Genomic DNA, 23,653 nt, shown 5'->3' on the forward strand with positions numbered 1-23,653 from the left:
CGGGCCATTGCAGACATTCGCTGTACCATCTCAGGGATAAAGTCGCTGCGGTTGAGGCCGACCCGACACGACGTCGGCTGCTCTGCAGCAATTCAAAGTGCCACACGCGTCTGATAAGCGCGCGGCGCTGTAGATCACTTCTCCGTACCGTCGGGCGTAACCTGCTGCGCTTCTCCGCCGGTTCCGGTTTGGGCGGTCGGATCCCGGTCCGTTGGCGCGGGTACCGCCGGAGCGGCTTGATCTTGATTGACACTGCCGGTTTGTTCAGTCGACGGGCCGGGCTGCATCTGCTCGGTTTCCGCCGTTCGGTCGCTGTCCGTGCTTTCGCCCCAAATTGCGACCCCGCCCCAAGCGACGAAGGCCAGAAGCAGTCCGCCGAGGAGTACGGCCAGTATGGCCGTGCCACTGCGGCCCTGCTTCGCCTCCTCGGCCGAGAAACTCTGTCTGCCGGCGTCGTGCGTCGCGTTTGCCGGATCGCCGCGTTCATCGAGATATTTGGCCATCGCATCGTCTCCTTAGGTTTCACCTTGGAGAACGGGCCTGGCATTGCAATGTTCCCGGGAGTGTCAGTCGCCCAGGGAATCGACCGTGCTGCGGCGAATGAGCTTGTAGGTGTGATCGGGCTGAACCTCGTAGGTCTCGTAGATAGTTCTGCCCCCATGCAGGAAACGGTTCTGTATCTTCGTGCCCGGCGCGGCCTGGGTTTTTCGGGAGGTGGCCGTTTCCCCATAGGTGAGGCTTCCGGGAAGCGGCTCGAGGTCTGGCGTGGCCGTGCATCCCGTGAGGACCAGGGCGCAGAGGAGGGTGAGGCGCACAAATTTCATCACATGTCCTTCGGCTTCATTCCGGCACTGCTGCGGGCGGTTCTGCGTCCGATTCGAGACCGCTTCCGGAAATGTCGCGACCCTATTGAACTGGACGCTGTCGTGCAACCTTGGCACGCCGATCAGGCGTCAGCTCAGCTTTTCAAACCGTTTCACCGCCCGCTCACGCTTCAGCCTCGACAGTCGACGGATCCAGAAGATGCCGTCGAGTTGGTCGATCTCGTGCTGGAGGCACACGGCCATCAGTCCACGTGCCTCTTCCTCGAGCGCCTCGCCCGAGATCGTCTGATACCGGACACGAATGCTGCTCGGACGCTCCACCTCTTCGGAAATGCCCGGCATCGATACGCTGCCCTCGCTGTGGCGTGCCGTCTCCACAGAGCACCAGACGATCTGCGGATTGACGAAGGTCCGCGGACCTGTCTGGCGGTCCAGCTCGATTACGGTCACCCGCTGCAGCACGCCGATATGCGGTGCGGTGATGCCGATTCCGGGCGCCGCACGCATCGTATCCGTGAGGTCATCGACGAGACTGTGAAGGCTGCTGTCGAATTGGGTGACCATTTCGGTGCTCATGCTGAGCGTCGGGTTGGGGAAGCGGATGATGGGTCGAAGTGCCATGCGGACCTCTTATGCGTGGATGACCGACCTGTCGCTCCGGAACGGTGCCGGCAGGCCTTACTCGTTTCACTTTTTTCATGTGCATTTGCAACAGCTTGGAGAAAAGGTCCACGGCCCGTTACCGATGTGTGGACCTTGACGGAGCTTTGCGCTAGCAGGGCACTGTCATGGTGCAAGTTCGGGCGGCGTATACTTTTGGAGGGCGGGTCCATGAGCGATACAGGCGACAACGACCGCGGCTTCGAAGAGATCGCTGCCATTGAAGCTTCGGACATCTATGCCGACGACGGGTCGGTGCGCTCGGATTTCCTGATGCATGTGGGTGCCGCGATCGCCGATCGCGACACGATTTATCTGCGCAAGCACGTCGCCGGTCTCCACGCGTCCGAATTGGGCGATCTTCTCGAGGCGATCCAACCGGAACAGCGCCTGGCGCTTGTCTCGCTGCTTGGAAAAGAGTTCGACCTTGCGGCACTGACCGAGGTCGACGAGGCGATCCGCCTCGATATCGTCGAGCATCTGCCGAACGAGCAGATTGCCGAGGCGATCGGCGAGATGGATTCCGACGATGCCGTCTACATTCTCGAGGATCTCGATCAGGAGGATCAGGAGGAGATCCTCGCCAAGCTGCCCTTCACCGAGCGCGTTCGCTTGCGCCGTTCGCTCGACTATCCGGAAAGCACCGCCGGCCGGCGCATGCAGACCGAGTTCGTGGCCGTGCCGCCCTTCTGGACGGTTGGCCAGACGATCGACTACATGCGCGAGGACGAGGATCTCCCGGACAGCTTCACGCAGATCTTCGTGATCGACCCTACCTTCAAACTGCTCGGCACCGTCGACCTGGATCGTGTGCTGCGCACCAAGCGATCCGTGAAGATCGATGCGATCATGCGCGATACCAGTCACTCCGTCCCGGCCGAGATGGACCAGGAGGAGGCGGCTCAGCTGTTCGAGCAGTACGACCTCCTGTCGGCGGCCGTCGTCGACGACAACGGACGGCTGGTCGGGGTTCTGACGATCGACGACGTCGTCGACGTCATCCAGGAGGAGGCCGAGGAGGACCTGCTGCGCCTCAGCGGTGTCGGCGACGAAGAACTGTCGGACTCCGTCGCCGAGGCGTCCCGCTCGCGCGTTCCCTGGCTGTTCGTCAATTCGATGACAGCCTGCATTTCCGCCTCCGTCATTGGCCTCTTCGATGCCACGATCCAGCAGATCGTCGCGCTTGCCATCCTCATGCCGATCGTCGCCGGCATGGGCGGCAATGCCGGCTCTCAGACAATGACGGTGACGGTGCGGGCGCTCGCGACGCGCGGCCTCGATATCCACAACGCACCGCGGATCATCCGTCGCGAGGCGGGCGTCGGCCTCCTGAACGGCATGATCTTCGGCAGCCTCATCGGTCTTGTGGCGGGCCTCTGGTTTCAGGACCCGGACATCGGCGGTATCATCGCAACGGCCATGCTGATCAACATGATGGCGGCGGCACTCGCCGGCATCCTGATCCCGCTTCTCCTGGATAAGTCCGGCGCCGACCCGGCCGTTTCCTCCGCGGTCTTCGTGACAGCCATTACGGATGTCACCGGCTTCTTCAGCTTCCTCGGCATTGCCACCTGGTGGTTCCAGGTCACATGATCGTCCGTGTTTGACTTTTACGTCAAAGTCAATGATAGTGAGCCTGTGATTTGATGGAATGGCGGGCGTGAACAAATATTATAGCATCACGGAACTGACGCGGGAATTCGGTATCTCCACCCGAACACTGCGCTTCTACGAGGATGAAGGTCTCATCCATCCGGAGCGCCGCGGACGCACGCGCCTGTTTCGGCCAGCCGATCGGCATCTGATCAAGGAAATCCTGCGCGGCCGGCGCATCGGTTTCACCATCGCGGAAATCCGCGAGATTATTGCGGTCTACAAGGACCCTCCGGGCGAAATGGGCCAATTGCAGCTTCTGATGAAGCGCGTCGAGGAGAAGCGCGAGGACCTGCGGCAGAAGCGCAAGGACATCGACGATACGCTTGCCGAGCTCGACAATGTCGAGGAAGCCTGCCTGACGCGCCTTGCCGAAATCGGCGTCGGGACATAACACGCAGTAAAATCTGCGGTTCGTCGGAAAGGTGGCCGCGCGCCGCCTTTTTTTCTGTCCGCCTTTCAAATCCACCGCGTCGTGTGGCGGCAATAACGTTCGAATTCGAAGCCGAAACGCGACAGAAGCTGACGCTCCTCGTTGCGGACGGCGATCAGCGTCGTCAGCGCGACGGCGAAGATTCCCATGACGAAGAACCAGGGATTGAGGGTGATCAGGCCGAGACCGACCATCACGAAGGTATAGCCGAGATAGATCGGATTTCGGGTGAAGCGGAAGGGGCCGCCGGTGACAAGGCAGGTCGCACAACGGTGGGGGAGTACGGCCGTGTGACGATCGAGGAGCGTCTTGACGGCCCAGAGATCAAGCAAAGCCGCCAGAAGGATCAGCGCGCAGCCCGCCAGCCACGGGGCCCAGCCATGGCCGTGGGCGACGGGGATGGGAAAAACGCGGTCCAGCGCCAACGCGGCCAGCGCCGCCACGCCGTAAATCAGCGGAGGCCATGGAAAACTCAGCGGCTTGGCACGATAGGCATTCATGTCCTAGTCCCCCGACTGTGCTTCCATTGTGCACTGAGTGGCGATTCGCGCAATGCGTTCATCCGTTCTCAAGTCGATCTTCCCCTGGTTTAGGTCCTCGAACAGATTCTGCTCTTTCAGCTGGTCGAGCGTGCAGCCGCAAAAGGCGGCACAAGAGATGCCTGATTCGTTACGGTTGCAGGCCTGCTCGCAACTCAGGCGATAGGTCTGCGCCGGGTCGGGAACAGGGGCGGGGACGACGAGAGAAAAGGCGTAGACGAGTCCGATGAGCAGCGGCTGGTGTATGAGGTATATCGCCAGACTGTGGCGCCCGCCAAAGGCGAGCGGATTGATCCACAGCTTGCGATGCCCCGCGTCGCCTTGCGCGGAACGCCACCGGGCCGAGAGCATCGGGTGGAGCAGTTTCGCCGTGCCGAGGCCCAGGAGAAACGGTGCCAGCCACGGCAGCAGCGGCACGTAATCGTTGGAGCGGGGGATCGTTTCGGAGAGCCCGACCCACCAGAGCGCCGGAGTGTCGAAGACGGCCGAGCGCAGGTAGAGCGGCGCGGCGAAGGCAGCGGCGGCGGCGAGGAAGGAGACCGGCGCCGGGAGCAGCAGGAAGAGGAGGCCGACGAGGCTTGCCGCCGCGATCGCATGGAGAATGCCGAAAAAGATGAAGGACTCGGGAAAGGCAAACCAGGTGCCAATGCTGATGAGCGCTGCCGCCCCGGCGATTTTCGCGAAACGCCACAGGAATGGGCGCGCGCGGAACTTCGGACCATGGCCGAGCACGAGGCTGTAGCCGGCGAGAAACAGGAAGCTGCTGGCGATCAGCCTGGCGAAGAGCCTCCAGCCGCCCGTGCCAGCCGTGCCCGCCGCCACATAGCCGAAGAATTCGAGATCCCAGGTGAAGTGGTAGATCGCCATGGCGACAAGGGCGAGCCCGCGCAGCGCGTCGAGGAGATCAATTCGGCCCTGCCGCGTCACACCCGGCTGGGGAGCCGGCGTTTCGTCGATCGTCACAGAAGTCTCAGGCATGGCGTTGCGGTTCTGTTGGGAGGAAAGGAGTGCGTTCGGCATATCGCAGTCGCGTCGCGACTATGCAGAAAAGAAGGCAGATGCACGGCTTTGTCCAGCACCAAGCGCCTCCATGCGGGTGATAAGCAGTCCACCGAGAGCAGTGCAACCTATTGCGGGTCTGCCATCAGCGCGTCGCGTGCTTCGGAAAAGAATTGTCTGCGCAGCAGCACGAAAATCACAAAGCCCGTCAGCACGATGAAGACATAGGGGCTGATGAACCAGCCGAGATAGCCGATCGACAGGAAGATTGCCCTCAGCCCGGCATTGAAATGCTTGGCGGCAAGGATGTTCATTCTGATCGCGCGTTCTGCGGCGCGTTCTGCGGCCTGGCGATCGCGCGACATGTCGGCCGTCATTGGAATGCCGCCCATCAGGATGGAACAGTAGTTGAACAGCCGATAGGACCAGCCGAACTTGAAGAAGGAATAACCGAAAAGGCAGGTAAGTCCGCCGACCTTCAATTCAAAACCCGCCCGTCCGCCGCGAAAAACCTGCGGCAGGTCGTTGAAGATCATCTGCACTTGCTCGGTCGCGCCAAGCAGCGCAAAGCAGCCGCCGAGCGCGAATATGGTCGTCGAGGCAAAAAACGCGGTGCCGGCCTGCAGGCCCGCGATGATCTGGGTGTCGATCATCTTCAGGTCGCGGTTGAGGGAGTTGCGAATCCACCGTGCCCTGTATTCGTTCATCAAACGGGTCAGGTTGACTCGCTTGAAATTGCGCCGGGCATCGGTCGCCCAGTTGAAGCTGCCCCACAGCAGGATGAAGATGCAGAGCGCGATGTAGTCGTCGATTGTCATGCACGTCTTTTGGCATGGCCGTTCGAAAATGCAAGATCGCCGCGGCACGCGCCTTCACATTGGGGCCTCAACCATGAGGCGAGATTGTGATAGCGTCTGGTACGTTCGGTTTGCTGCGCCGTGGGAATGGCTCGGATCTCTTGCTGCGCGCCTGCTTGAATACCGGGCAAAATAGTTTGGCCTTGAGCCCCTTGTCGGCAATCGGAGGAGCAGCTTCCTAAAGAGTCTGGAGGACGCATTCGAGCTTGAAGGGGGAGCCAACGGACAAAAGCGCATAATCGACTAAGTAGAAATCGATGCATTCTCGATATCAAAACAGAATTGCTTGAGCTTGAAGCCTCAACGGAATTTTTCGCACAGAGGGGATTGAGATGAACAATTTTGGAATAGTAGTTAGTTTCTGCTTGGCGTTTATCTGTAACTTCTCGCGGCCGTTGGCGGCCGATCGCTGGACAGAATTTCCACAGCCACCGGCCATGCCGATGGCGGTCAGGAGTGGCACTGCCCCTGTAAACGGGATTGAGATGTACTATGCCATTTATGGCTCTGCAGCCGGAACACCGATCCTGCTGATTCATGGCGGGCTTGGTTATGCTGATATATGGGCCAACCAGGTTGCAGACCTGTCCCGTGAGCACACTGTTATCGTCGCAGATAGTCGAGGGCACGGACGATCCACGCGGACATCCGCGCCCTATGCTTACGATCTCATGGCCTCCGACTACGTCGCTCTGTTGAACTATTTGAAGGTCGGCCAGGTAGCGCTCGTGGGCTGGAGCGACGGCGGCATCATCGGCCTCGACATCGCGATGAAGCACCCGGAACGGTTGACGAAGCTCTTCGCGCACGCGGCCAACACCAAGACTGACGGCTTCAAGCATGGATTTGACAAGACCATGACCTGGCTTGCCTATGTCGAACATTGCAAAGACGTCTACAAACGAATTTCACCGACGCGCGACGAATATGACGCCTTTTTGACTGAGATGAACGCCATGTGGACGAGCCAGCCGAATTGGTCGGACGACGAGCTGAAGACCATAACGGTGCCGACGGCGATCGTGATTGGAGATCACGACGAAGCAATCGATCGCGGACATACGGCATACATCGCCCAGACCGTGCCCGGCGCGAAGCTGGTGATCCTCGAGAAGGTCAGTCACTTCGCCATGTTCCAGGACCCACAAGGCTACACCGCAGCGATTAGAGCCTTTATTGAGGCGCCAGAGTAAGATCGCGTGATGTACGACGCGCAGCGACACGCATGCTGTTTGTTTTTCCCCGGCTGATGCCGACGAGACCATCGTCGGATGGAATGTCGCACGGACAAAACCGAATGTCGGTCAATCGCCTGATCGATCGGCATAGGATCGCATAGGGTTTCACCCTATATAAGGACGATCGGACCGCCGTCGGAAGGATTCGGGTGGCAGGTGTCCGATCTATCGACAGGGCTTTGATCCGCTCCGGCGGGGTGCTCTGTCAGGCGCTGGGGCAGGCAATTCATGTTTCTTTCCGTCTTCGACGTTTTCAAGATCGGCATCGGCCCTTCGAGCTCGCACACGATGGGGCCCATGTCGGCAGCGAACCGGTTCCTCGATCTCATCCTGTCGGACGAGTGGCCGCGGCCGTCGCACGCCGCCGTTGCGGCCATCAGGGTGAGCCTGCACGGTTCCCTGGCCCATACGGGCATCGGCCACGGGTCGGGCAGGGCGGTGATCTTGGGGCTGATGGGCGAGCGGCCTGACCTTGTCGATCCGGACCGTATGGACGCCGTCATCGACGAGGTCGAACGAACCGGTCGTGTCACGCCTCCCGGGCATCCCTCCTATGCGTTCCAGCCGAAGACCGATCTCGTCTTCGACAAGAAGGTGCCGCTGCCGGGCCACGCCAACGGCATGTCCTTTTCCGCCTTCGACCGCGACGGCCGGCTGCTGCTGAAGCGGATCTACTATTCCATCGGCGGCGGTTTCGTAGTCACCGACACGCAGCTCGAGGCGATGCGGGCGTCGAAGGACAAGCCGGCTGGCGTGAAAATCCCGTATCCCTTCGCCACCGCCCAGCAGATGCTCGATATGGCGGCGCGCTCCGGACTGACGATTGCCCAGATGAAACGGGCGAACGAGGAATGTTCGATGTCGAGGGAGGAACTCGACGGCGGCCTCGATCGCATCTGGTCGGCGATGACCGCCTGCATCGATCGCGGCCTCAGCCAGGACGGCATCATGCCGGGCGGTTTGAAGGTCCGCCGGCGGGCCCGCGCAATTCATGACAAATTGCAGGAGGAGTGGCGCTCCAACAAGACCAATCCGTTGCTCGCCAACGATTGGCTGAGCGTCTATGCAATGGCCGTCAACGAGGAAAACGCCGCCGGCGGCCGGGTGGTCACCTCGCCGACGAATGGTGCGGCCGGCGTCGTGCCGGCGACCGTCCGGTACTACCTGCATTTCCATGAGGATGCCGATCAGGAAGGCATTCGCGACTATCTCCTGACGGCCGCCGCGGTCGGCGGCATCATCAAGCACAACGCCTCGATCTCCGGCGCGGAAGTCGGCTGTCAGGGCGAGGTGGGGTCGGCCTCCGCGATGGCGGCGGCGGGCCTCGCAGCCGTGATGGGCGGCACGCCCGAGCAGGTCGAGAATGCGGCCGAGATTGCGCTGGAGCATCATCTCGGCATGACCTGCGATCCGGTCGCCGGCCTCGTTCAAGTGCCTTGCATCGAACGCAATGCGCTCGGTGCCGTCAAAGCGGTTACCGCCGCGTCGCTTGCGCTCAAGGGCGACGGCAAGCATTTCGTGCCGCTCGATGCCTGCATCGAGACGATGCGGCAGACCGGCGTCGACATGAACGAGAAGTACAAGGAAACCTCAACCGGCGGACTTGCTGTCAATGTCGTCGAGTGCTGAAGCCGAAGCGGCTTTTGTGGACGAGGCTGCTTAATCCGCTTGACCGCGACCGGTGGACGGGTGTTCAAGCATTGCCATGGCCTTGCATCTCATAAAGCTCTGCGTCGGCGCGGATTCCGTCGAAGACTTGCGCGAATGGGTTTCGCGCAAGGCCCTGGCGGCGATCGCGGCCGGACTGGAGCCGCACTCCTTCCATACGACCCGGATGGTGCCGAAACGCACGGACGACCTTCTGGGGGGCGGATCGCTCTACTGGGTGATCAAGGGTTATGTACAGGCGCGCCAGCCGCTGATCGGCATCGAGACCTTCACCGACGGCGAGGGGATCGGCCGGTGCAATCTTATCCTCGGGCCGCAAGTGGTGGAAACGGAACTCCAGCCGCGCCGCGCCTTCCAAGGCTGGCGGTATCTCGAAGCAAAGGAGGCGCCGCGCGATCTTGCATCGCTGTCCTCCGATGGCGGCGAAATGCCGCTCGAATTGCGGCGTGAGCTTGCCGAACTCGGTCTTCTCTAAAATCGCAGCCATCAATTGCTAGGCCTGAGTTTCAGCCGAGCCGGATTCGCAAGGGATGCCGACGCCCTGCTGCGGTGACGTGCAGATGTATCCCTGCACGCGGCTGGGTCGAGCGCCAGGCGCGCGCGCCATGCGTGAGCAGCATGGCCACCAGATCGCGCGTCTTTCCTTTGGAGCGGTTGAGGCCGGCATCGGCTATGCGCATGGCCGCTTCATGGAGCGGATGTAACCCGATGCGCGAAGGCTTTCCCCTTTTTCCCGGTATCTCTGCGATACCGGGGATATTCTCGTTCACTGCCATGACAAACCTCGTTACGCTATACAAATTCCGAGGAGGACGGCCGAAAAAAGCGTCCGGCCGTGTCGTGTCTGTCACTGCTGGCTGGCCCAGCAGGCGAATCCCTTTTTCTTCAAAACCTTGCAGGCGTTGACGGCCTTATTCTGATCGTCGAAGCCGCCGAAGCGCGCACGATAGACCTGGGCCGTACCGTCACCGAAAGCCACCGTGAATGGCGTCGCATCGCGGAGTACCTTGCCGCCCTTTTCCTTGGCATTGCCGAGGAGCGTCATGGCCTGCGCCTTGTCGGACGTAGCACCGATCTGTATGACCCAGCCCTGTGGCTGTACGTCTGCCGACTGCCGCGCCGCCGCGCCGGCCGAAGCCTCTGCCTTGGCGACCGAATTGGTGATCTGCGTATCGACGTCGGCGGAGACGGCCGCCTGCCGGGCGAGCGTGGCGCCTTGGGCATCGAGCGTGTTCGGCGCCGCCTTGGCGGCGAGGACCGGGTTGTCCGAGGCGGGTTTCGCGGCGGCATAGGCCATCTCGACGTTCGTCACGCTTTCGCCGCTGTAGCGGAAATCCGGTACCGGACCGGTATTCGGCAGGTCCGAAGCCGGCGAGGCGACAGGTGCTGCTGCCGCGACGGCTTGCGCTTCGGCCGCGGCGACTGCCGTTTCCGTGACGGTTTCGACCGGTGCTGCCGGCGCTTCGGCGATCAGGTTGCCGTTGCCGCGGCGAGAGGCGGCTGGCATGTACTTGGCGACCAGCTTGCGCATCTGCGCATCGCGGGAACCGCCGGACGTCCCGCCCATCACGACGGCGACGATGCTGCGGCCCTCGAGCTGCGCGGAGGTCACCAGGTTGAAGCCGGAAGCGCGTGTATAGCCGGTCTTGATGCCGTCGACGCCGCGTACATTGCCGAGGAGGCGGTTGTGGTTGCCGATCGTCTGCTTGCCGAACCGGAAGCTGCGGGTCGAGAAATAATCGTAATATTGCGGGAAATGCTGACGCAGGGCCAGGCCGAGCCGGGCCTGATCGCGCGCTGTCGTCTTCTGCTCGGTATTCGGCAGGCCATTGGCGTTGCGATAGGTCGTGCGCGTCATGCCGAGGGCACGCGCCTTGTTCGTCATCATGCGGGCGAAGCGCTGTTCGGACCCTCCGAGCAATTCACCAAGAGCCGTCGCCGCATCGTTGGCCGAGCGCGTGACGAGCGAAAGAACCGCCTGTTCGACGGTGATCGACTTGCCGGCTCGGACGCCGAGCTTCGAAGGGGGCTCCGCTGCTGCCTTCTTGGAGAAGGGAACCGGTGTGGACTTGCTGATCCGGCCGGCCTCGAGCGCCTCGAAGGTCAGATACAGCGTCATCATCTTGGTAAGCGAGGCCGGATAGCGCAGTTGGTCCGCATCCTCGCCGTAAAGCACCTTGCCGGTTTTCGCATCGACGACGATGCCGGCATATTTCGAATTGGCCAATGCCGGCGCCGAGAAGACCAGGCCGGCGACAACGCCCGCCAGGACAACGCGTCCCACCGCCTTTGCAATGCCGCCAAGCGGACGTTTCGCGAGATCAAAAAAAACGGATCGAGACACTGCGTTGCTCTTCATTCTTATGTCGTGGGTGTCGTCCGGACAAAGTCCCGGATACGACCGTTCCCGAGACAGTATCGGGATAGCGTTACCAATCGGTTTATGATGAATGATTGGTTTCCGGGTCAGGTTGTCTGTTCGGGTATGACACCCGCTGGCCGCATCGACGAGCAGGCAGCCTCCACCACGACACTTTGACAAATTCACGGCACGAGTCGGTCTCGAACGAATCTTTCCATCGAGGCATCGATTGCCTGCCATTCTGGCAGCAACTTCGCCGAGAAACGGTAGAGGATGCTGAGATCCTTGCCGGCATGAAAGTCCCGCTGGCAATCGGCGCTTGTCGACGCCGCAGGGCTCTCGGGCAGGAGGCAGCGCAGCGCGAAGGAAGGACCGTCAGGCCGAGGAGCGGTGAAGAAGACCTCGCCGGCATAGCTGGAACTCGGCTTGGCGTCGTATCTGGTCAGCCCCGCCGGACCGGGTTGCGGGTTGGGCTCCAGGACGTGGCGATAGATCGGCTCGAGCCTCCCCGACATGTCGCGTGACATGGTGCTTTGTGCAATTTGGACGAAGATCAGCTTTTCCGGTTGATCGACATCGTTGAACACATGGCGGGTCTCGTCGCTATAGCCTTCGAGTGCCGGCCAGGTCAGGTAGAGATCGACGCGCTCGACGACACCCGTGACGCGCTGGCTTTCGAAGCGAATGACGTTGGCCGGCAGGCGCAGGTGATCCTGGCCGATGAAGACATCGACGCTCTCGCGGCTCGAGGTGTGTCCGGCGCGCGCCAGGTTCTCGCCGAGCCACTGACTGGACAGGGAGACGGTCATCACCAGTATCGCCAACAGCCCCAAGACCGCAATGAGCCTGTAGGTGAAGCGTGGCGAAAGAAGCGGGGCAAGATCCGGTTCGGGAATAAGGGGCTTCTTCACGAAAGGCGCCGTCCGTGGCGATGGCGTGGCAGACTGTAATTGGCACGTTCATCCGCACAGCACTGGTGAACGATTCCGGCGGAGGTCGTTACCTGACGCTCGCTCAGCATGGTTAATTTTCGATGAAGCGCGGCGCCGCGTCTCTCATAATGAAATAGGGCCGGTTCCGGGGACAAACGGAACCGGCCCAAGGGCTTGGTCTGGACGGGGACAGACTGACCGAAGCCCGAAGACTATAGGATCGTCGCGGCTCTGCGGTCGCCTTACTCGGTGCGGACCGTGCCGACGGCAACGGCGCGGCCATCCTGCAGTTTCACCCACCGTCCGGCATTTTCCGACGATTGACGCTTCAGGAAGGTGTATTCGGTCTCGGACCACAGCAGAACCTTGCTGCGCATATTGTCGAGGATGAAATCGCCGCGATCGGTGCGCACCGTCAGGACGGCATGGCCGTCGCCGTTCGGCTGCAGGACGACGGTGATCGGGAGATCGGTGGGGGCGAAGCCGCTCTCGATCAACTTGCGGCGCTTCAGGAGAACATAGTCCTCGCAATCACCGACAACGTCCGGATAGGACCATTTCTCTTCCACGCCGTGGATTTCCATGTCGGTCATCGGCGTGATGGCCTGGTTGACCTCGTGGTTGACCTCGAGAATTGTCTTCCATCCCTCGCGCGTCAGCACGGCCGGGCCGCGATCGGGACCTGTCAGCGAACATTCGGACGAATGGCTCTTGCAGAATTCATAGTGACCGACCGGTGGGTTGGTCGAGCCGCCCACGGTCATGTTTGCCGGAAGGGCGAGGGCAGGACCGGCCAGAAAGCCCGTAATCAAAGCCACGGCGGCGACCGTCTTGGCGATTGTCTTGTGCATGTTTGTCTCCCCGTTATGGTTCGACAATGGCACAGAGATTTTTATCGCCGGCGAAGATGCGAGGTAAAAACAAGTACAAATGAGAATAGCATAAGAATAAAACTAGAATAGAATTTAAGACGAATAAGAATAAAATTCGATTCAAATTTTAGAGAATGAAATCGGCTGCGAATGGAGCCTGCGGGTATGGCTTTGAAAACGCGAAGCTTTTGACGTCTATTGCCTCGATCGGGAGGCGTGGCGCAACGGCGTCACCGCAGCGGCCTGAGCGAGAACTGGTTTAAATGGTGGAGATAAAGTTAATCAGCGGCGATCTTGTGGTAACCGTTGATTTACCAAAGAATATTTCCGCTTCAAGCGCGGATGCGTCGGCGCAATATGAAGCGATGCCGAGATAGCGCCGGAGGGGCGACTTGCGAGTGCAAGCCACGGACGAGGATCATGCCTCCACGCCCACGCCCACACACTAAGTGCTAGGGCCAGCGTCGCTTCAGCGGTCGACGTGTGTCGTTTCGTTCCGCTTTAGAGGAACTCGGTCAGCGCCTCGCGCGCCTGGATGCCGGAAAACTCGATCGCAACGCCTTCCTGGAAATGGCGGACGATCCTGCCCTTCATGCCGTTGCCGAGTCTGACCGCCGTGCCGATCGCCGGGCGAACGTCGATATCGACCGCCGCACCCGAGAGCGAAAGGTCGATGATGCGGCAGATATATTTCTCGCCGGTGTCGACGGTGAGCTCGGTGACCGTCTTGCGCGGCGCCAGTCGGTCGTGGCGCCGATCCTCCGGCAGCCCCAGTTCGTGCTTGTTGGCGATCCAGGTGAGCTGCGCGGCGAGCTTTTCGCGTTTGCGCTCTGTTGCGTTCAGCTGGATGACGAACGCGTCCTCGCCGAGCCTGGAGACGGTGCCTTCGAGCCGGCCGACATGGTCGATATAGGCGATGATGCGCTCGCCGGCGCGCGGGCGGGCGGCCGTCGCAAAAAGGACGTCGCCCGGCGACATGTCGACCGCGGTGCATTCATATTCGTCGCGATTGGCAAGCATCAGCCGTCCAGAGAGATTAACCGAGACGCGCTGAAAGGCGTTCTCCTGGTGTGGCCTCGGGCCGCTGTTTTGGGCGTGCTGAAACGAGAACATGGTCACTCTGCGATCGACGTATGCTTGCACGCGGAAGTATAGGTGTCGCCGGTTAATAGAAGGTTCGCCGGAAGTCTGGATCGATCCCCTCTTCAGCCACCTTTGCCACCGTCGAGAATGCGTAAATGAAACAGCTTCCGATTGTTGCGTCCGCCCGATCCTGCAACGCTGACTTTTGTGTCTGCGGCTTTCCCATAGGACCGCTCGGCCGGCAGGTTGCGGGCAATATCGGGAACGCTGAGCCCGGTCGCGACAAGATGCGCGAGCGGCGTCATGTGCAGCCATGCCGGGCGGGCCAGGGCGGAGAGGGCGCCGAGCAGCCGGTCGTTCGCGCCGTCGGACGATGCAAGTGGTGCAAGCAGCAGTTCGAGGTCGAGCTCGTCACCGGCTTCCGTGGCGCCGCGGGCATATAGCAGCATGGGGGTGCATTGCGTCATCACCTGGTTTGTAGTTCGGGTGATCCCGTCCGCTTCCGAGCCTAGCCAGAGGTCGCAGAAGTGCTGTTCGCGCAATTCACGACCGAACAGCGCACAGAGTCGCGTGCCTGCAAGACGGAAGCAAATGTCGCCGCTTGCCCTCCTTTGAAGAATGAACAAATCCGGCAGCAGCGAACGGATATGCGCCGGATCGATTTCATCCCGGCGGGGAAGGTCGCGCTCGCCTCGGACTGCATTCCAATATTGGAACAGTTCCATTGTCGTTCTGCTGTGCATCAGGGCGGTTCACTTCCTTGCTACGTGCCGGCTGTGCCGGAGTGATACAGGCGGCGCTTTCTCGCTCGATCCTGGAAAAGACGGAGCGAATTCCGTGCCACGTCGAAATTAAGGTTAATGATCGGTTTCGCTTGCTCGCGAGGCTGCCGGCTGGCATTCCGTCGCTATCACTTCACGAAGGGTTGCCTTCGGCACATCGACTGGAGCACCGCACTGGGCTCGACGGCCGTTCAGTTTTTGCTGGACGGCCTTTTTTTGTTTGCTTATCCCTTTGCGCGCCGTCGCCTGCATCGGTCGAGGCGGCAGAGACACGACCGCCAACGGCGCGTGAGCAGGAAGAGAGTGATGGAACAGGATCAGCCGGCGACGCCGGTCGATGGCGAAGGCACGGTAACCCGCAGCCGGGAACCGGCCTTCAATCTTCCGCAGGGCCTGACCTTCGTCCTCCTGTTCCTCGTCGCGATCCACGCGATCAGAACCTACGTTCTGCCGGAGACGCTGGATCAGGAAGTCATCCTGAACTTTGCGTTCCTGCCGGCGCGCTACACGATCCCGCTTGGTGAGCAAGGTCTCGTCTGGCTCTGGACGCCCGTGACCTATTCCTTTCTCCACGGCAGTTGGGAGCATCTGATCTTCAACATCTTCTGGATGGTCGCGTTTGGCGCGCCGGTCGTGCGGCGGATCGGCGTTGCGCGGCTTGCCGTCTTCTGGTGTCTATCGGCGGCAGCGGCGGTCGCACTGCACGTCGTTTTCCACTGGGGAGAGATGGCCGTGGTCGTCGGCGCCTCCGGTGTCGTCTCCGGCTTGATGGGCGCCGCGGCGCGCTTCGTCTTTTCGCCGAGCGGCCGCATCAGCCGCCAGTTCGCCCATCTCAATCGGCGGCTCTCGCTGGCTGAGACGCTGACAAACCGCTCCGTGCTGGTCTTCACGGGGATTTGGTTCCTGACCAACTTTCTCATCGGACTCGGCCTCTTCTCGATGGGCGGCGCGGGAAGCGTCGCCTGGGAGGCGCATATCGGCGGTTTCCTCTTCGGCTTCTTCCTGTTCGGGTGGTTTGATCCTCGCGACTAGACGAGTTTGTGGAGGGAGCGCCAAAAAACAGGCACCGCTCAATGTTGAGCAGCGGTTTGGGAGCGTTGCGCCTTCAAGGGCACCCTCGGCAATATCGACAATTGAGGCTCTTCCCGTTTATTCCGGCAATCCGGCCATGCGATAGCCTTCGACGAAGCGCTGGACTGTCTCCGGATCGCGGGCGGGTTGTGCTGCGGCCCAGTGGGTAATCGTGAATTTTGGGGTCATCGCCATGAAAAGAGCAGCCTCACGCATCGCCTCGTCTCTGCGTCCGAGTTGGGCCAGGCTAGCCGCCAGAATGCGGCGCGAGGGGCTGCGGTAGATCGCCTCCATGCGCAATATCTTGACGGCTTCTTCATATTGGCAGGCCGCGTAATGCGCGAGTCCAAGCTGCCAATAATACCACCCGGCCGGGTGCGGATTCAGTCGGAGCGCCCTTTGGATCAGTTCAATCGCTTCCGATGGGCGACCTGCGAACGCCGCAAGCTCCGAACAGATGGCCAGGGCATCCGCATTGTTTGGTTCCAGCGTGAAGGCGGCTGCGAACTCTTCATCGGACTCGGGCCAGCGTTTTTCATTGGCCAACAAATATCCGATAAACCAATGACCGGCAGCGTCGTTCTCGTCCAATGCTACTGCCTTGCGGGCCAGTTCAAGGGCTCGTGATCGGTTTTCTGTCGTGGATTCGATGCTCTGCGCCCACAATTGCCAGTAAACAAAAGCCAGCCAGCGAAATGCCTCCGCATATTCGGAATCGATGGAGACTGCCTGGTTCAAGAGTATCTCGGCCTCGCGAAGCGCTTCTGGGGAACTGTTCAACGCTGAGACCAGACTTCGCCCGCGCACACAAAGGTCATAAGCTTCCAGGCTCTTCGGACGGTTGCGTGACGGTGATTGCGCCAAACGTCCAACGAGGGCCTCGACGATCTTATCTGTGACTTCGTCCTGTACGCCGAATATGTCTTCGAGATTTCGGTCGAAGCGTTCGGCCCAGAGATGATCTCCGCCAACGGCGTCGATGAGCTGAACGTTGACGCGCACGCGACCGGCGGCGCGGCGTGCACTGCCCTCCACGATGTAGCGGACGCCCAACTCGCGCGCGATCAATCGAACGTCGACCGACTTCCCCTTGTAGGCGAAGGTTGAATGGCGCGCGATGACAAACAGGCCGGCATTTCTTGAAAGGTCTGTAATAAGGTCTTCGGTCAATCCGTCTGCGAAAACGTCGTATTCGGCTTCCCCGCTCAAGTTGGTGAATGGCAACACGGCAATGGATGGCTTGTCAGGCAGCGGCAGCGCCGCTTGTCCTTCGTGACCCATCGAGGCGGCGGCTTCATAGAGCACGCGATAGACATGAACCGGTTCGGCGATGTTTTTCAGGGACTTCGGTCCAAGATCGTCAAAGCCAAGCGCGAGCTTCCGCTTTACTTGATCGCGGATGCCCGCCGACACGTAGATGGCACCCGGCTCGGCGAGGCTTTGTATCCTTGCGGCGATGTTGACGCCGTCACCGTAGACGTCACCGCCATCTATGACGACATCACCGAGATTGATTCCGATGCGCAAGACGATACGGCGCGCATCCGGGAGGGCCGCGTTTTTATCCGCCATCTTCCGCTGTAAGTCGATCGCTCCGGACAGGGCGTTGACCGCGCTTGCGAACTCCAGGAGAACCCCGTCTCCCATCACTTTGACGATGCGGCCGCCATGTGCTCGCACGACTGGCTGGAGAATTGTCGCCCGGCGCTCCTTCAGCACCGCCAGCGTCGTAACTTCGTCCTCCTCCATCAATCGCGAGTAGCCAACGACGTCCGCGACGACGATTGCTGCAAGACGGCGCCGGACGCGTTCTTCGGCCATATGGCCATTGTACCCGGGAAGCGGAATTGCGCCTATGCTATTTGCGCCTCGGGTAGAAGTGGAACGGACGACAAGCTGCTTGACGTGTTCCGCAAGATCGTCGGCTGTCCGCTGGTTGGTGCGGTACAGTGCGACGTCCGAGATGCGCGATCGCCGAGGGCCAACCTCCCATCCGGTCACGGGTCGCGATGATGGATTGTTTCAATATCAGACCCATCGTGATCCTCTGTTCCGCGGAAGAGACCGAAGGACGCTGCGCGAAGGCTTGATTTCATTGGAGTACTGACGCACCATTCACTACGGTCGCCGATCGCCAACGTGAAGCGGCCGCTGAAAGACCGGGTATCGATGCGGTTTCGTGTGGAGGCACGAACGCTATAATCGGGTCAGGTTCCTGCGGCCGACTGTGCGAAGGGCATCGCCCACAAGCGTCTGGATGCGAGTGCAGCAGCTGATACGGCGAGAACCTCTTTCCCGCGAGCCCCGGAATTGTCGAAACGGGAGATGTGCGTATGTCAGTGAAAGCGATCCTCAATGAGAAAGGCTACAACGTTGTAACTGTCACCCCGCAAGTGACGGTGCAGCAAGTGGTGACCTTTCTGCATGACAATCATATTGGCGCCGTCGTTGTCCTCGATACGGATGACAGCATCGTCGGAATCATGACGGAGCGAGATGTCGTCGCGTCGATCGCCAAGTATGGCGCTGCCTGTCTCGACAAGCCGGTATCGTCCGTGATGTGGCAGAACGTTTATTGCTGCCGCGAGGAAATGTCCGTTCAAACCCTGATGGAGATGATGAGCAAGTTGCGCGCGCGCCACCTGCCCGTCGAGCGGGAGGGGCGCCTCGCCGGCATTGTATCGATCGGCGACGTGGTCAAGTACCATATTCGCGCGATTGAACGGGAGACCGAGGAAATCAAAGCCTATATTGCCGGGTGAAAGGCGAGGGCGGTGCAACGCCGCCCTCCATCGCACGGGCCGAGCAACTCGAAATTCCGTTGCTGGGATCAAGTCTTCGTCACATTAAACGTCATCACCGAACGGCGGCAGCCCGCCGTCAAAGCACGTCGCATTCAATCGTATTCATGCGCTTTAGATCTTTGTTTTTGCGCATGTCGTTGTCCCAAGACCGCTACGCACTTCTGGGCGACATGCGCTAGCGGGCAAGCGCTTCCTGCATTCGCTTGATCTCGGCGAGCTTGCCCTTTGCCTCCAAGTAGCCACGCTCGATCGCTTCGCCAGCACGGTGAAACTCTGATAGTCCGATGTCGTTGAGCCTGGGGTGGAGTGCGAGATCCGGCGGGTCGCCAGCCAGGCGCGCGCGCGAAATACGGTCCTGGATGATGTTGAAGGCCTGCACCATGACGCTCGTCATGCCGAGGCGGGCCGAATAGGCACTGCCTGTCTTGACGGGAGCATCGGGGGTTTCCATGCCGGCGCTGTGCTTGACGACGGCTGAACGGCCATAGAGGTCGTAGTTGAGGTTGACGGCAACGACGAGCTGCTGCTCGTAGGCCCGGCAAACCGAGACGGGAACGGGATTGACGAGCGCGCCGTCGATGAGCGTGCGGCCATTTGCATGGATCGGCTCGAAAATCCCCGGCAGCGCGTATGACGCGCGGATAGAGGTGATCAGCGAGCCTTTCTCCAGCCAGACCTCGTGGCCGCTGTGAACTTCCGTGGCGACCGCGATGAAGGGGCGGTCGAGATCCTCGATGCTAGTATGTTCGAGGTGCTCCTGCATGCGTTTGGTGAGCCGCAGGCCGCCAAACAGGCCGCCGCCGCCGATCGCGAAATCGAGCAGGCTGGCAATGCGGCGGACGGTGAGAGAACGGGCGAAGGCCTCCAACTCGTCGAGCTTGCCGGCGAGATAGCAGCCGCCGACGAGCGCACCGATCGACGTGCCGGCTATCATGCCGACCTCGATACCCTCTTCATCGAGCGCCCTCAACACGCCGATATGCGCCCAGCCGCGCGCTGCGCCGCCGCCGAGCGCTATGGCGATTTTCGGTTTCGCGGGGAGCGGGACCGGCTCAGGGGGGGTGGTCGTCAGCGATGTGCCATTGGGGCCGGACAGGTCGGCGATCTGGTTGTTGCGCGTAAACGTCCAGTTTAACATCCGGCACCTCCAACACCGCCGAACCGACTACTCGCGCGTCTTGTAGGAGACCCTGCCAAGCCGGCGGTGGTGCCGGCCTTGTACATTCATAGCTGAAAGACTGGCACCAGGATTGAGATTAGCACCGAACCTGTCGCCAATGCGGCTGGCCCAGTAAACATTGGATACAAGTTGCAACACATCTCGGCACGCTGCAGTTACCGCAGGAACCGACTTCACAATTAATGATTAAGCGCCCGTTTAGTTTCTAAAGAATGAATATAACACGGGGATGCCCCAAGAAAATCCAGTTGCTTCGGGCTAGCCCTATTTTTCGGCGTAGATCTGTGCCGGATCGAAATGTCTGTGCTCGTCCGTGATTGTCACTCGCGCCTTACCGTTCTCGACCCCAACGGCGCGATAGAAGCAGGAACGGCGTCCCGTATGGCAGGTGGCGTCATGGCCGGCCACGCTAACCTTCAGCCAGACGGCGTCCTGGTCGCAATCGGTCCTGATTTCCTGGACGGTCTGCACGTTGCCGGAGCTTTCGCCCTTCTTCCAAAGGCTGTTGCGTGAGCGGCTGTAATAGTGGGCGATGCCGGTTTCGATCGTCAGTGCCAATGCCTCGGCGTTCATATGCGCGACCATCAGCAATTCGCCATCGCGAGCGTCTGTCACGACGGCCGTGACCAATCCCTTCTCGTCGAAGCGGGGGGTAAAGGCCGTGCCTGTTTCCAGTTCGGCCTTGTCTTTTGAGGGAGCAACAAAAGTGAGCGCCATCGCGAAAGCTCCACTACAGCGCCGCGCGCCTTTTCAGGCGCGCAATGCTCGCTGCAGCACTTTGAACTGCTGCATGATTTCACCCTTTGAGGAAAACATGCAGAAGCGGGTCTTACTTGAAGCCCCTCAACATCGTCATGAATCGGGCCTGCTCGGTCGGCTCGGTCTTGAAGGCCCCGGTGAAGGTGGTCGTCAGTGTGGTCGCGCCCTGTTTCTTGATGCCGCGCATCGCCATGCACAGATGCTCGGCCTCGATCATCACCGCAACACCGCGCGGATCGAGCGTCTCGTCGATGGCCCTGGCGATTTGCGCCGTCATCGACTCCTGCGTCTGCAGGCGCCGCGCATAGATATCGACGACACGGGCGATCTTGGACAGGCCCAGGACGCGTCCGTTCGGCAGATAGGCGACATGAGCCTTGCCGATGATCGGAACCATGTGGTGTTCGCAATGCGAATAGAACGGAATGTCTTTCTCGAGGACGATGTCGTCGTAGCCGGAGACTTCTTCGAAGGTCCGGCCTAGCACGTCCTCGGCGATCAGGTCATAGCCGCCGAAAATTTCCCGATAGGATTTGACGACGCGCGTCGGCGTATCCTTCAGGCCCTCTCGGGTTGGGTCTTCGCCTGCCCAGCGCAGCAGTACGCGAACAGCTTCCTCGGCTTCTTTCTGCGTCGGCCGACCGCTGGTGTCGTCGAGCAGAGGGAAATTCTTTACTATGGCGTCCATATGGCCTCTTTTAAGCAATGCGAGATTGCTGACGTTTTATCTTTCGGACAACTCGCCATTGGCCATTCGCCTATCCCTGCAGGCTTGGGTTCCGTTGGCGGGCTCCGGGGCTTTCCGGTCCTGGCTTAGCAGTGCACTGGACCGTCCAGCACGGTTTCCCAAACAACAGGCGACACTTATCCCCTTGCGGAACTGTCGCCCCAACACGACATAGCATATAGTATGGTGCCACATGGATGAAAGAGGCCCAACGTAGCACGCCGTGCTTTTTTCCCCTCTAGCGGAGAAAATCATGCGCCGATCACTCAAAACCGCGAAAAATCAGCCGGATCGCGTCAAATGATGGATGACATTTATAATAGCAGGATTCTCGAGTTCGCCGGGAATATTCCCCGCGTCGGCATGCTCGCCGAGGCTGATGCGGAAGCTGCGGCGCATTCGAAGCTCTGCGGCTCGAAAGTTCGGATCTGGCTGAAGATGGATGGGGACGTCGTCACCGACTTTGCCCACGATGTGAAGGCCTGTGCACTTGGCCAGGCCTCGTCCTCGATCATGGCCCGCCACGTCGTCGGCGCGCATGCGGCGGAAATCCGCAAGGCACGTGAGGACATGCTGGCCATGCTGAAGGCGGACGGAGAGGGCCCCATCGGCCGCTTCGAGGACATGCGCTTCCTGATGCCCGTACGGGATTACAAGGCGCGCCATGCCTCGACGATGCTGACCTTCGACGCGGTCGTCGATGCGATCGGCCAGATCGAAGCAAAGCGCCTCGCAACGGCAGTGTGAACGATGTGCGGAAAGCCGCAGTCCGACCAGGCTCCCGGACGCAGCCGGACCGGTATCGCCGGTAGCGGCCGCAATTGGTCCGGGCCGTTTCGCAAGACACCCGGCCGGCTCTTCGGCATGGCGGCTATCCGCGCTTACCAATTGACGCTGTCGAGTTTCATCGGCAATTCCTGCCGGCATATGCCGACCTGTTCGGAATATGGCTATGAGGCGATAGGCCGGCACGGTCTCTGGACCGGGGGGTGGCTGACGCTGTTCCGCGTCGTGCGCTGCGGACCCGGTGGGACGCATGGATTCGATCCGGTGCCGGAGATGCTTGCGCCGCGCCAGCGCTGGTATGCGCCATGGCGCTTTTGGCGGCGTCGGCGAAAGGATGCGTGAGCGTCATGACGATCCCGATGGAATATCGGCAGGCGTCCGCCGATTTTGACCGCTTCATCCTCGATGCGCGCGACACAGCCGGTCTGCAGACGACCAATCAGGCCTATACGATGGTGCAGGCGGTGCTGCAGACCTTTCGACGCCGTCTTGAGATTTCCGAAGCGCTGATTTTCGCCAACGCACTGCCGCCGGTGCTGCGGGCGATCTTCGTCGCCGATTGGGATCTTGAGGAGCCGACGGTGCCTTTTTCCGGCCGTGTCGCGATGACGCGCGAGGTCCAGGCGTTTCGCGGCAACCACAATGTGTCGCCGGATTCGGCCATCGCGGACGTCGCGGCGGCCCTTCGGCGAAACATTGACGAAGCAAAGCTGGACCGCGTACTTGTGCGGCTTCCGCAGGGCGCCGTCGATTTCTGGCGGGCGTGATTTCGAGGGGCGAATGGCGAGCTACGTGGCGCTGCTCTATAGCATCATACTGGGCGAGGGGCGGCGCGTCGTGATGGCGGATCTTCGCCAGATGGCGGAGCGGCTCGGCTATCGCTCTCCGCGCACGCTTGTCGCCACCGGCAATCTCATTTTCGGGGCGCCGGAACGGCCGCTGGCAGAGATCGAATCGGCGCTCGAAAAGGCGTTCCTGGAGACATTCGGCCGGCATGTGGACATCATCGTGCGCAGGGCCGATGACTGGCTGAAGCTCGCCGCCGACAACCCGTTCGTCGCTGCAAGCGAGGAGGATCCGGCTCGCGTCCACATTCGGGTGATGCGTTCGCCGCTTCGGCCGGATGTGGCCGATGGACTCCGCAGCTATTGTACGAGAGGCGAACGCCTCGTGGTCGTCGGCGGCGATCTCTGGGTCGATTTCGGCGGGAAGGCGAGCGAGTCGAAACTGCTCGGCGCCTCAACGCCGAAACGGCTGGGCATCGGGACGTGGCGCAACTGGAACACGGTCAGGGGTTTGCGCGCCATGCTTGACGGTTGAGAGGCCGCCGCGCCTTTACTCACCAGTCAAAAACCTTTATCAGGCCCGCGTCAATTCACCGGCCCGTCCGGCAAACCATACCACCCGCATTCGTTGGCGGGACT

At 60.9% G+C, this 23,653-nt stretch carries 27 protein-coding genes; 11 read left to right on the forward strand and 16 right to left on the reverse strand.

Annotation, left to right across the window (positions count from 1 at the left end; genetic code table 11):
- Window positions 1-134: 134 nt before the first annotated feature.
- The 3 genes from N181_RS28970 to N181_RS28980 all read right to left on the reverse strand — a co-directional run bounded on the left by N181_RS28970 (window position 135) and on the right by N181_RS28980 (window position 1,445).
- Window positions 135-503 (reverse strand): hypothetical protein, encoded by a 369-nt coding sequence (locus tag N181_RS28970; protein WP_014328097.1) that lies wholly within the window; start codon window positions 501-503, stop codon window positions 135-137.
- A gap of 63 nt (window positions 504-566) precedes the next feature.
- Entirely contained in the window at window positions 567-824 is a 258-nt protein-coding gene (locus tag N181_RS28975; protein WP_014328098.1) for a hypothetical protein, read from the reverse strand.
- 129 nt (window positions 825-953) lie between these two features.
- Window positions 954-1,445, reverse strand: a complete 492-nt coding sequence (locus N181_RS28980) for a peptide deformylase (protein ID WP_014328099.1) — start codon at window positions 1,443-1,445, stop codon at window positions 954-956.
- Window positions 1,446-1,655: 210 nt separating this feature from the next.
- Between N181_RS28980 and mgtE the strand changes: the two genes are divergently transcribed.
- Entirely contained in the window at window positions 1,656-3,077 is a 1,422-nt protein-coding gene (gene mgtE, locus N181_RS28985; RefSeq protein ID WP_014328100.1) for a magnesium transporter, read from the forward strand.
- 58 nt (window positions 3,078-3,135) lie between these two features.
- Entirely contained in the window at window positions 3,136-3,531 is a 396-nt protein-coding gene (locus N181_RS28990) for a MerR family transcriptional regulator (RefSeq protein ID WP_014328101.1), read from the forward strand.
- 65 nt (window positions 3,532-3,596) lie between these two features.
- Here N181_RS28990 and N181_RS28995 read toward each other — a convergent pair whose 3' ends face one another.
- The 3 genes from N181_RS28995 to N181_RS29005 form a co-directional block, all read right to left on the reverse strand.
- Complete coding sequence (locus N181_RS28995; RefSeq protein WP_014328102.1) at window positions 3,597-4,070, reverse strand: methyltransferase family protein; 474 nt, start codon at window positions 4,068-4,070, stop codon at window positions 3,597-3,599.
- A 3-nt stretch (window positions 4,071-4,073) separates the two neighbouring features.
- Window positions 4,074-5,087 (reverse strand): heparan-alpha-glucosaminide N-acetyltransferase, encoded by a 1,014-nt coding sequence (locus N181_RS29000; RefSeq protein ID WP_048655344.1) that lies wholly within the window; start codon window positions 5,085-5,087, stop codon window positions 4,074-4,076.
- Between the two features lie 149 nt (window positions 5,088-5,236).
- Window positions 5,237-5,926 carry a DUF599 domain-containing protein gene (locus tag N181_RS29005; RefSeq protein WP_014328104.1) on the reverse strand — a complete coding sequence of 230 codons (690 nt, stop codon included), beginning with the start codon at window positions 5,924-5,926 and terminating at the stop codon, window positions 5,237-5,239.
- 371 nt (window positions 5,927-6,297) lie between these two features.
- Here N181_RS29005 and N181_RS29010 point away from each other — a divergent pair, with 371 nt between their 5' ends.
- From N181_RS29010 to N181_RS29020, 3 genes are all read left to right on the forward strand, one after another.
- Complete coding sequence (locus N181_RS29010) at window positions 6,298-7,158, forward strand: alpha/beta fold hydrolase (protein WP_014328105.1); 861 nt, start codon at window positions 6,298-6,300, stop codon at window positions 7,156-7,158.
- Between the two features lie 273 nt (window positions 7,159-7,431).
- The gene (locus N181_RS29015) at window positions 7,432-8,832 is read left to right on the forward strand and encodes an L-serine ammonia-lyase (RefSeq protein ID WP_014328106.1); all 1,401 of its coding nucleotides are present in this window, start codon (window positions 7,432-7,434) and stop codon (window positions 8,830-8,832) included.
- A 76-nt stretch (window positions 8,833-8,908) separates the two neighbouring features.
- A complete protein-coding gene (locus N181_RS29020) occupies window positions 8,909-9,346 on the forward strand; it encodes a DUF1489 family protein (RefSeq protein WP_014328107.1) in 438 nt (145 codons plus the stop codon).
- 31 nt (window positions 9,347-9,377) lie between these two features.
- Here N181_RS29020 and N181_RS33530 read toward each other — a convergent pair whose 3' ends face one another.
- The 6 genes from N181_RS33530 to N181_RS29050 all read right to left on the reverse strand — a co-directional run bounded on the left by N181_RS33530 (window position 9,378) and on the right by N181_RS29050 (window position 14,863).
- Complete coding sequence (locus N181_RS33530) at window positions 9,378-9,647, reverse strand: hypothetical protein (RefSeq protein ID WP_014328108.1); 270 nt, start codon at window positions 9,645-9,647, stop codon at window positions 9,378-9,380.
- Between the two features lie 71 nt (window positions 9,648-9,718).
- Complete coding sequence (locus N181_RS29030) at window positions 9,719-11,236, reverse strand: D-alanyl-D-alanine carboxypeptidase (RefSeq protein WP_037401796.1); 1,518 nt, start codon at window positions 11,234-11,236, stop codon at window positions 9,719-9,721.
- 179 nt (window positions 11,237-11,415) lie between these two features.
- Window positions 11,416-12,144, reverse strand: coding sequence for a hypothetical protein (locus tag N181_RS29035; RefSeq protein ID WP_037401782.1), 729 nt, complete (start codon window positions 12,142-12,144; stop codon window positions 11,416-11,418).
- 263 nt (window positions 12,145-12,407) lie between these two features.
- Window positions 12,408-13,016, reverse strand: a complete 609-nt coding sequence (locus N181_RS29040; RefSeq protein WP_014328111.1) for a transglutaminase-like cysteine peptidase — start codon at window positions 13,014-13,016, stop codon at window positions 12,408-12,410.
- Between the two features lie 522 nt (window positions 13,017-13,538).
- On the reverse strand, window positions 13,539-14,150 hold the full coding sequence (locus tag N181_RS29045) for a PilZ domain-containing protein (RefSeq protein WP_037401785.1): 612 nt from the start codon (window positions 14,148-14,150) through the stop codon (window positions 13,539-13,541).
- A gap of 92 nt (window positions 14,151-14,242) precedes the next feature.
- Window positions 14,243-14,863, reverse strand: a complete 621-nt coding sequence (locus N181_RS29050; protein WP_080577809.1) for a PAS domain-containing protein — start codon at window positions 14,861-14,863, stop codon at window positions 14,243-14,245.
- A 345-nt stretch (window positions 14,864-15,208) separates the two neighbouring features.
- On the opposite strand from N181_RS29050, the gene N181_RS29055 reads away from it, so the two are divergent.
- Entirely contained in the window at window positions 15,209-15,934 is a 726-nt protein-coding gene (locus N181_RS29055; RefSeq protein WP_014328114.1) for a rhomboid family intramembrane serine protease, read from the forward strand.
- A gap of 117 nt (window positions 15,935-16,051) precedes the next feature.
- Here N181_RS29055 and N181_RS29060 read toward each other — a convergent pair whose 3' ends face one another.
- Complete coding sequence (locus N181_RS29060; RefSeq protein ID WP_014328115.1) at window positions 16,052-17,794, reverse strand: adenylate/guanylate cyclase domain-containing protein; 1,743 nt, start codon at window positions 17,792-17,794, stop codon at window positions 16,052-16,054.
- Between the two features lie 512 nt (window positions 17,795-18,306).
- Here N181_RS29060 and N181_RS29065 point away from each other — a divergent pair.
- Complete coding sequence (locus tag N181_RS29065) at window positions 18,307-18,735, forward strand: CBS domain-containing protein (protein ID WP_014328116.1); 429 nt, start codon at window positions 18,307-18,309, stop codon at window positions 18,733-18,735.
- Between the two features lie 217 nt (window positions 18,736-18,952).
- On the opposite strand, the gene N181_RS29070 is transcribed toward N181_RS29065, so the two are convergent.
- The 3 genes from N181_RS29070 to folE all read right to left on the reverse strand — a co-directional run bounded on the left by N181_RS29070 (window position 18,953) and on the right by folE (window position 21,404).
- A complete protein-coding gene (locus N181_RS29070; protein WP_014328117.1) occupies window positions 18,953-19,915 on the reverse strand; it encodes a patatin-like phospholipase family protein in 963 nt (320 codons plus the stop codon).
- Between the two features lie 306 nt (window positions 19,916-20,221).
- Window positions 20,222-20,674: a phosphoribosyl-AMP cyclohydrolase gene (gene hisI, locus N181_RS29075; RefSeq protein ID WP_037400419.1), complete on the reverse strand. Its 453-nt coding sequence runs from the start codon at window positions 20,672-20,674 to the stop codon at window positions 20,222-20,224.
- A 112-nt stretch (window positions 20,675-20,786) separates the two neighbouring features.
- Complete coding sequence (gene folE / locus N181_RS29080) at window positions 20,787-21,404, reverse strand: GTP cyclohydrolase I FolE (RefSeq protein WP_014328119.1); 618 nt, start codon at window positions 21,402-21,404, stop codon at window positions 20,787-20,789.
- A 339-nt stretch (window positions 21,405-21,743) separates the two neighbouring features.
- On the opposite strand from folE, the gene N181_RS29085 reads away from it, so the two are divergent.
- The 4 genes from N181_RS29085 to N181_RS29100 are packed head-to-tail and all read left to right on the forward strand — an operon-like array spanning window position 21,744 to window position 23,549.
- Window positions 21,744-22,190, forward strand: coding sequence for an iron-sulfur cluster assembly scaffold protein (locus N181_RS29085; RefSeq protein ID WP_014328120.1), 447 nt, complete (start codon window positions 21,744-21,746; stop codon window positions 22,188-22,190).
- A 3-nt stretch (window positions 22,191-22,193) separates the two neighbouring features.
- Window positions 22,194-22,571: a membrane protein insertion efficiency factor YidD gene (gene yidD, locus N181_RS29090; RefSeq protein WP_014328121.1), complete on the forward strand. Its 378-nt coding sequence runs from the start codon at window positions 22,194-22,196 to the stop codon at window positions 22,569-22,571.
- Window positions 22,568-22,996, forward strand: a complete 429-nt coding sequence (locus N181_RS29095) for a DUF2267 domain-containing protein (protein WP_174839365.1) — start codon at window positions 22,568-22,570, stop codon at window positions 22,994-22,996. The genes yidD and N181_RS29095 overlap by 4 nt, the downstream gene beginning before the upstream one ends.
- Before the next feature lie 13 nt (window positions 22,997-23,009).
- On the forward strand, window positions 23,010-23,549 hold the full coding sequence (locus N181_RS29100; protein WP_037400423.1) for a DUF1697 domain-containing protein: 540 nt from the start codon (window positions 23,010-23,012) through the stop codon (window positions 23,547-23,549).
- Window positions 23,550-23,653: the final 104 nt, after the last annotated feature.

Origin of the sequence: Sinorhizobium fredii USDA 205, from assembly GCF_001461695.1 — a bacterium.
Classification (GTDB): Bacteria; Pseudomonadota; Alphaproteobacteria; order Rhizobiales; family Rhizobiaceae; genus Sinorhizobium; species Sinorhizobium fredii.

Bases quoted from the DNA above. Each gene is read 5' to 3' on its own strand.
- N181_RS28970 (WP_014328097.1), bottom strand. From the start codon at position 503: ATGGCCAAATATCTCGATGAACGCGGCGATCCGGCAAACGCGACGCAC.
- N181_RS28975 (WP_014328098.1), bottom strand. From the start codon at position 824: ATGAAATTTGTGCGCCTCACCCTCCTCTGCGCCCTGGTCCTCACGGGA.
- N181_RS28980 (WP_014328099.1), bottom strand. From the start codon at position 1,445: ATGGCACTTCGACCCATCATCCGCTTCCCCAACCCGACGCTCAGCATG.
- mgtE (WP_014328100.1), top strand. From the start codon at position 1,656: ATGAGCGATACAGGCGACAACGACCGCGGCTTCGAAGAGATCGCTGCC.
- N181_RS28990 (WP_014328101.1), top strand. From the start codon at position 3,136: ATGGCGGGCGTGAACAAATATTATAGCATCACGGAACTGACGCGGGAA.
- N181_RS28995 (WP_014328102.1), bottom strand. From the start codon at position 4,070: ATGAATGCCTATCGTGCCAAGCCGCTGAGTTTTCCATGGCCTCCGCTG.
- N181_RS29000 (WP_048655344.1), bottom strand. From the start codon at position 5,087: ATGCCTGAGACTTCTGTGACGATCGACGAAACGCCGGCTCCCCAGCCG.
- N181_RS29005 (WP_014328104.1), bottom strand. From the start codon at position 5,926: ATGACAATCGACGACTACATCGCGCTCTGCATCTTCATCCTGCTGTGG.
- N181_RS29010 (WP_014328105.1), top strand. From the start codon at position 6,298: ATGAACAATTTTGGAATAGTAGTTAGTTTCTGCTTGGCGTTTATCTGT.
- N181_RS29015 (WP_014328106.1), top strand. From the start codon at position 7,432: ATGTTTCTTTCCGTCTTCGACGTTTTCAAGATCGGCATCGGCCCTTCG.
- N181_RS29020 (WP_014328107.1), top strand. From the start codon at position 8,909: ATGGCCTTGCATCTCATAAAGCTCTGCGTCGGCGCGGATTCCGTCGAA.
- N181_RS33530 (WP_014328108.1), bottom strand. From the start codon at position 9,647: ATGGCAGTGAACGAGAATATCCCCGGTATCGCAGAGATACCGGGAAAA.
- N181_RS29040 (WP_014328111.1), bottom strand. From the start codon at position 13,016: ATGCACAAGACAATCGCCAAGACGGTCGCCGCCGTGGCTTTGATTACG.
- N181_RS29045 (WP_037401785.1), bottom strand. From the start codon at position 14,150: ATGTTCTCGTTTCAGCACGCCCAAAACAGCGGCCCGAGGCCACACCAG.
- N181_RS29050 (WP_080577809.1), bottom strand. From the start codon at position 14,863: ATGCACAGCAGAACGACAATGGAACTGTTCCAATATTGGAATGCAGTC.
- N181_RS29055 (WP_014328114.1), top strand. From the start codon at position 15,209: ATGGAACAGGATCAGCCGGCGACGCCGGTCGATGGCGAAGGCACGGTA.
- N181_RS29060 (WP_014328115.1), bottom strand. From the start codon at position 17,794: ATGGCCGAAGAACGCGTCCGGCGCCGTCTTGCAGCAATCGTCGTCGCG.
- N181_RS29065 (WP_014328116.1), top strand. From the start codon at position 18,307: ATGTCAGTGAAAGCGATCCTCAATGAGAAAGGCTACAACGTTGTAACT.
- N181_RS29070 (WP_014328117.1), bottom strand. From the start codon at position 19,915: ATGTTAAACTGGACGTTTACGCGCAACAACCAGATCGCCGACCTGTCC.
- hisI (WP_037400419.1), bottom strand. From the start codon at position 20,674: ATGGCGCTCACTTTTGTTGCTCCCTCAAAAGACAAGGCCGAACTGGAA.
- folE (WP_014328119.1), bottom strand. From the start codon at position 21,404: ATGGACGCCATAGTAAAGAATTTCCCTCTGCTCGACGACACCAGCGGT.
- N181_RS29085 (WP_014328120.1), top strand. From the start codon at position 21,744: ATGATGGATGACATTTATAATAGCAGGATTCTCGAGTTCGCCGGGAAT.
- yidD (WP_014328121.1), top strand. From the start codon at position 22,194: ATGTGCGGAAAGCCGCAGTCCGACCAGGCTCCCGGACGCAGCCGGACC.
- N181_RS29100 (WP_037400423.1), top strand. From the start codon at position 23,010: ATGGCGAGCTACGTGGCGCTGCTCTATAGCATCATACTGGGCGAGGGG.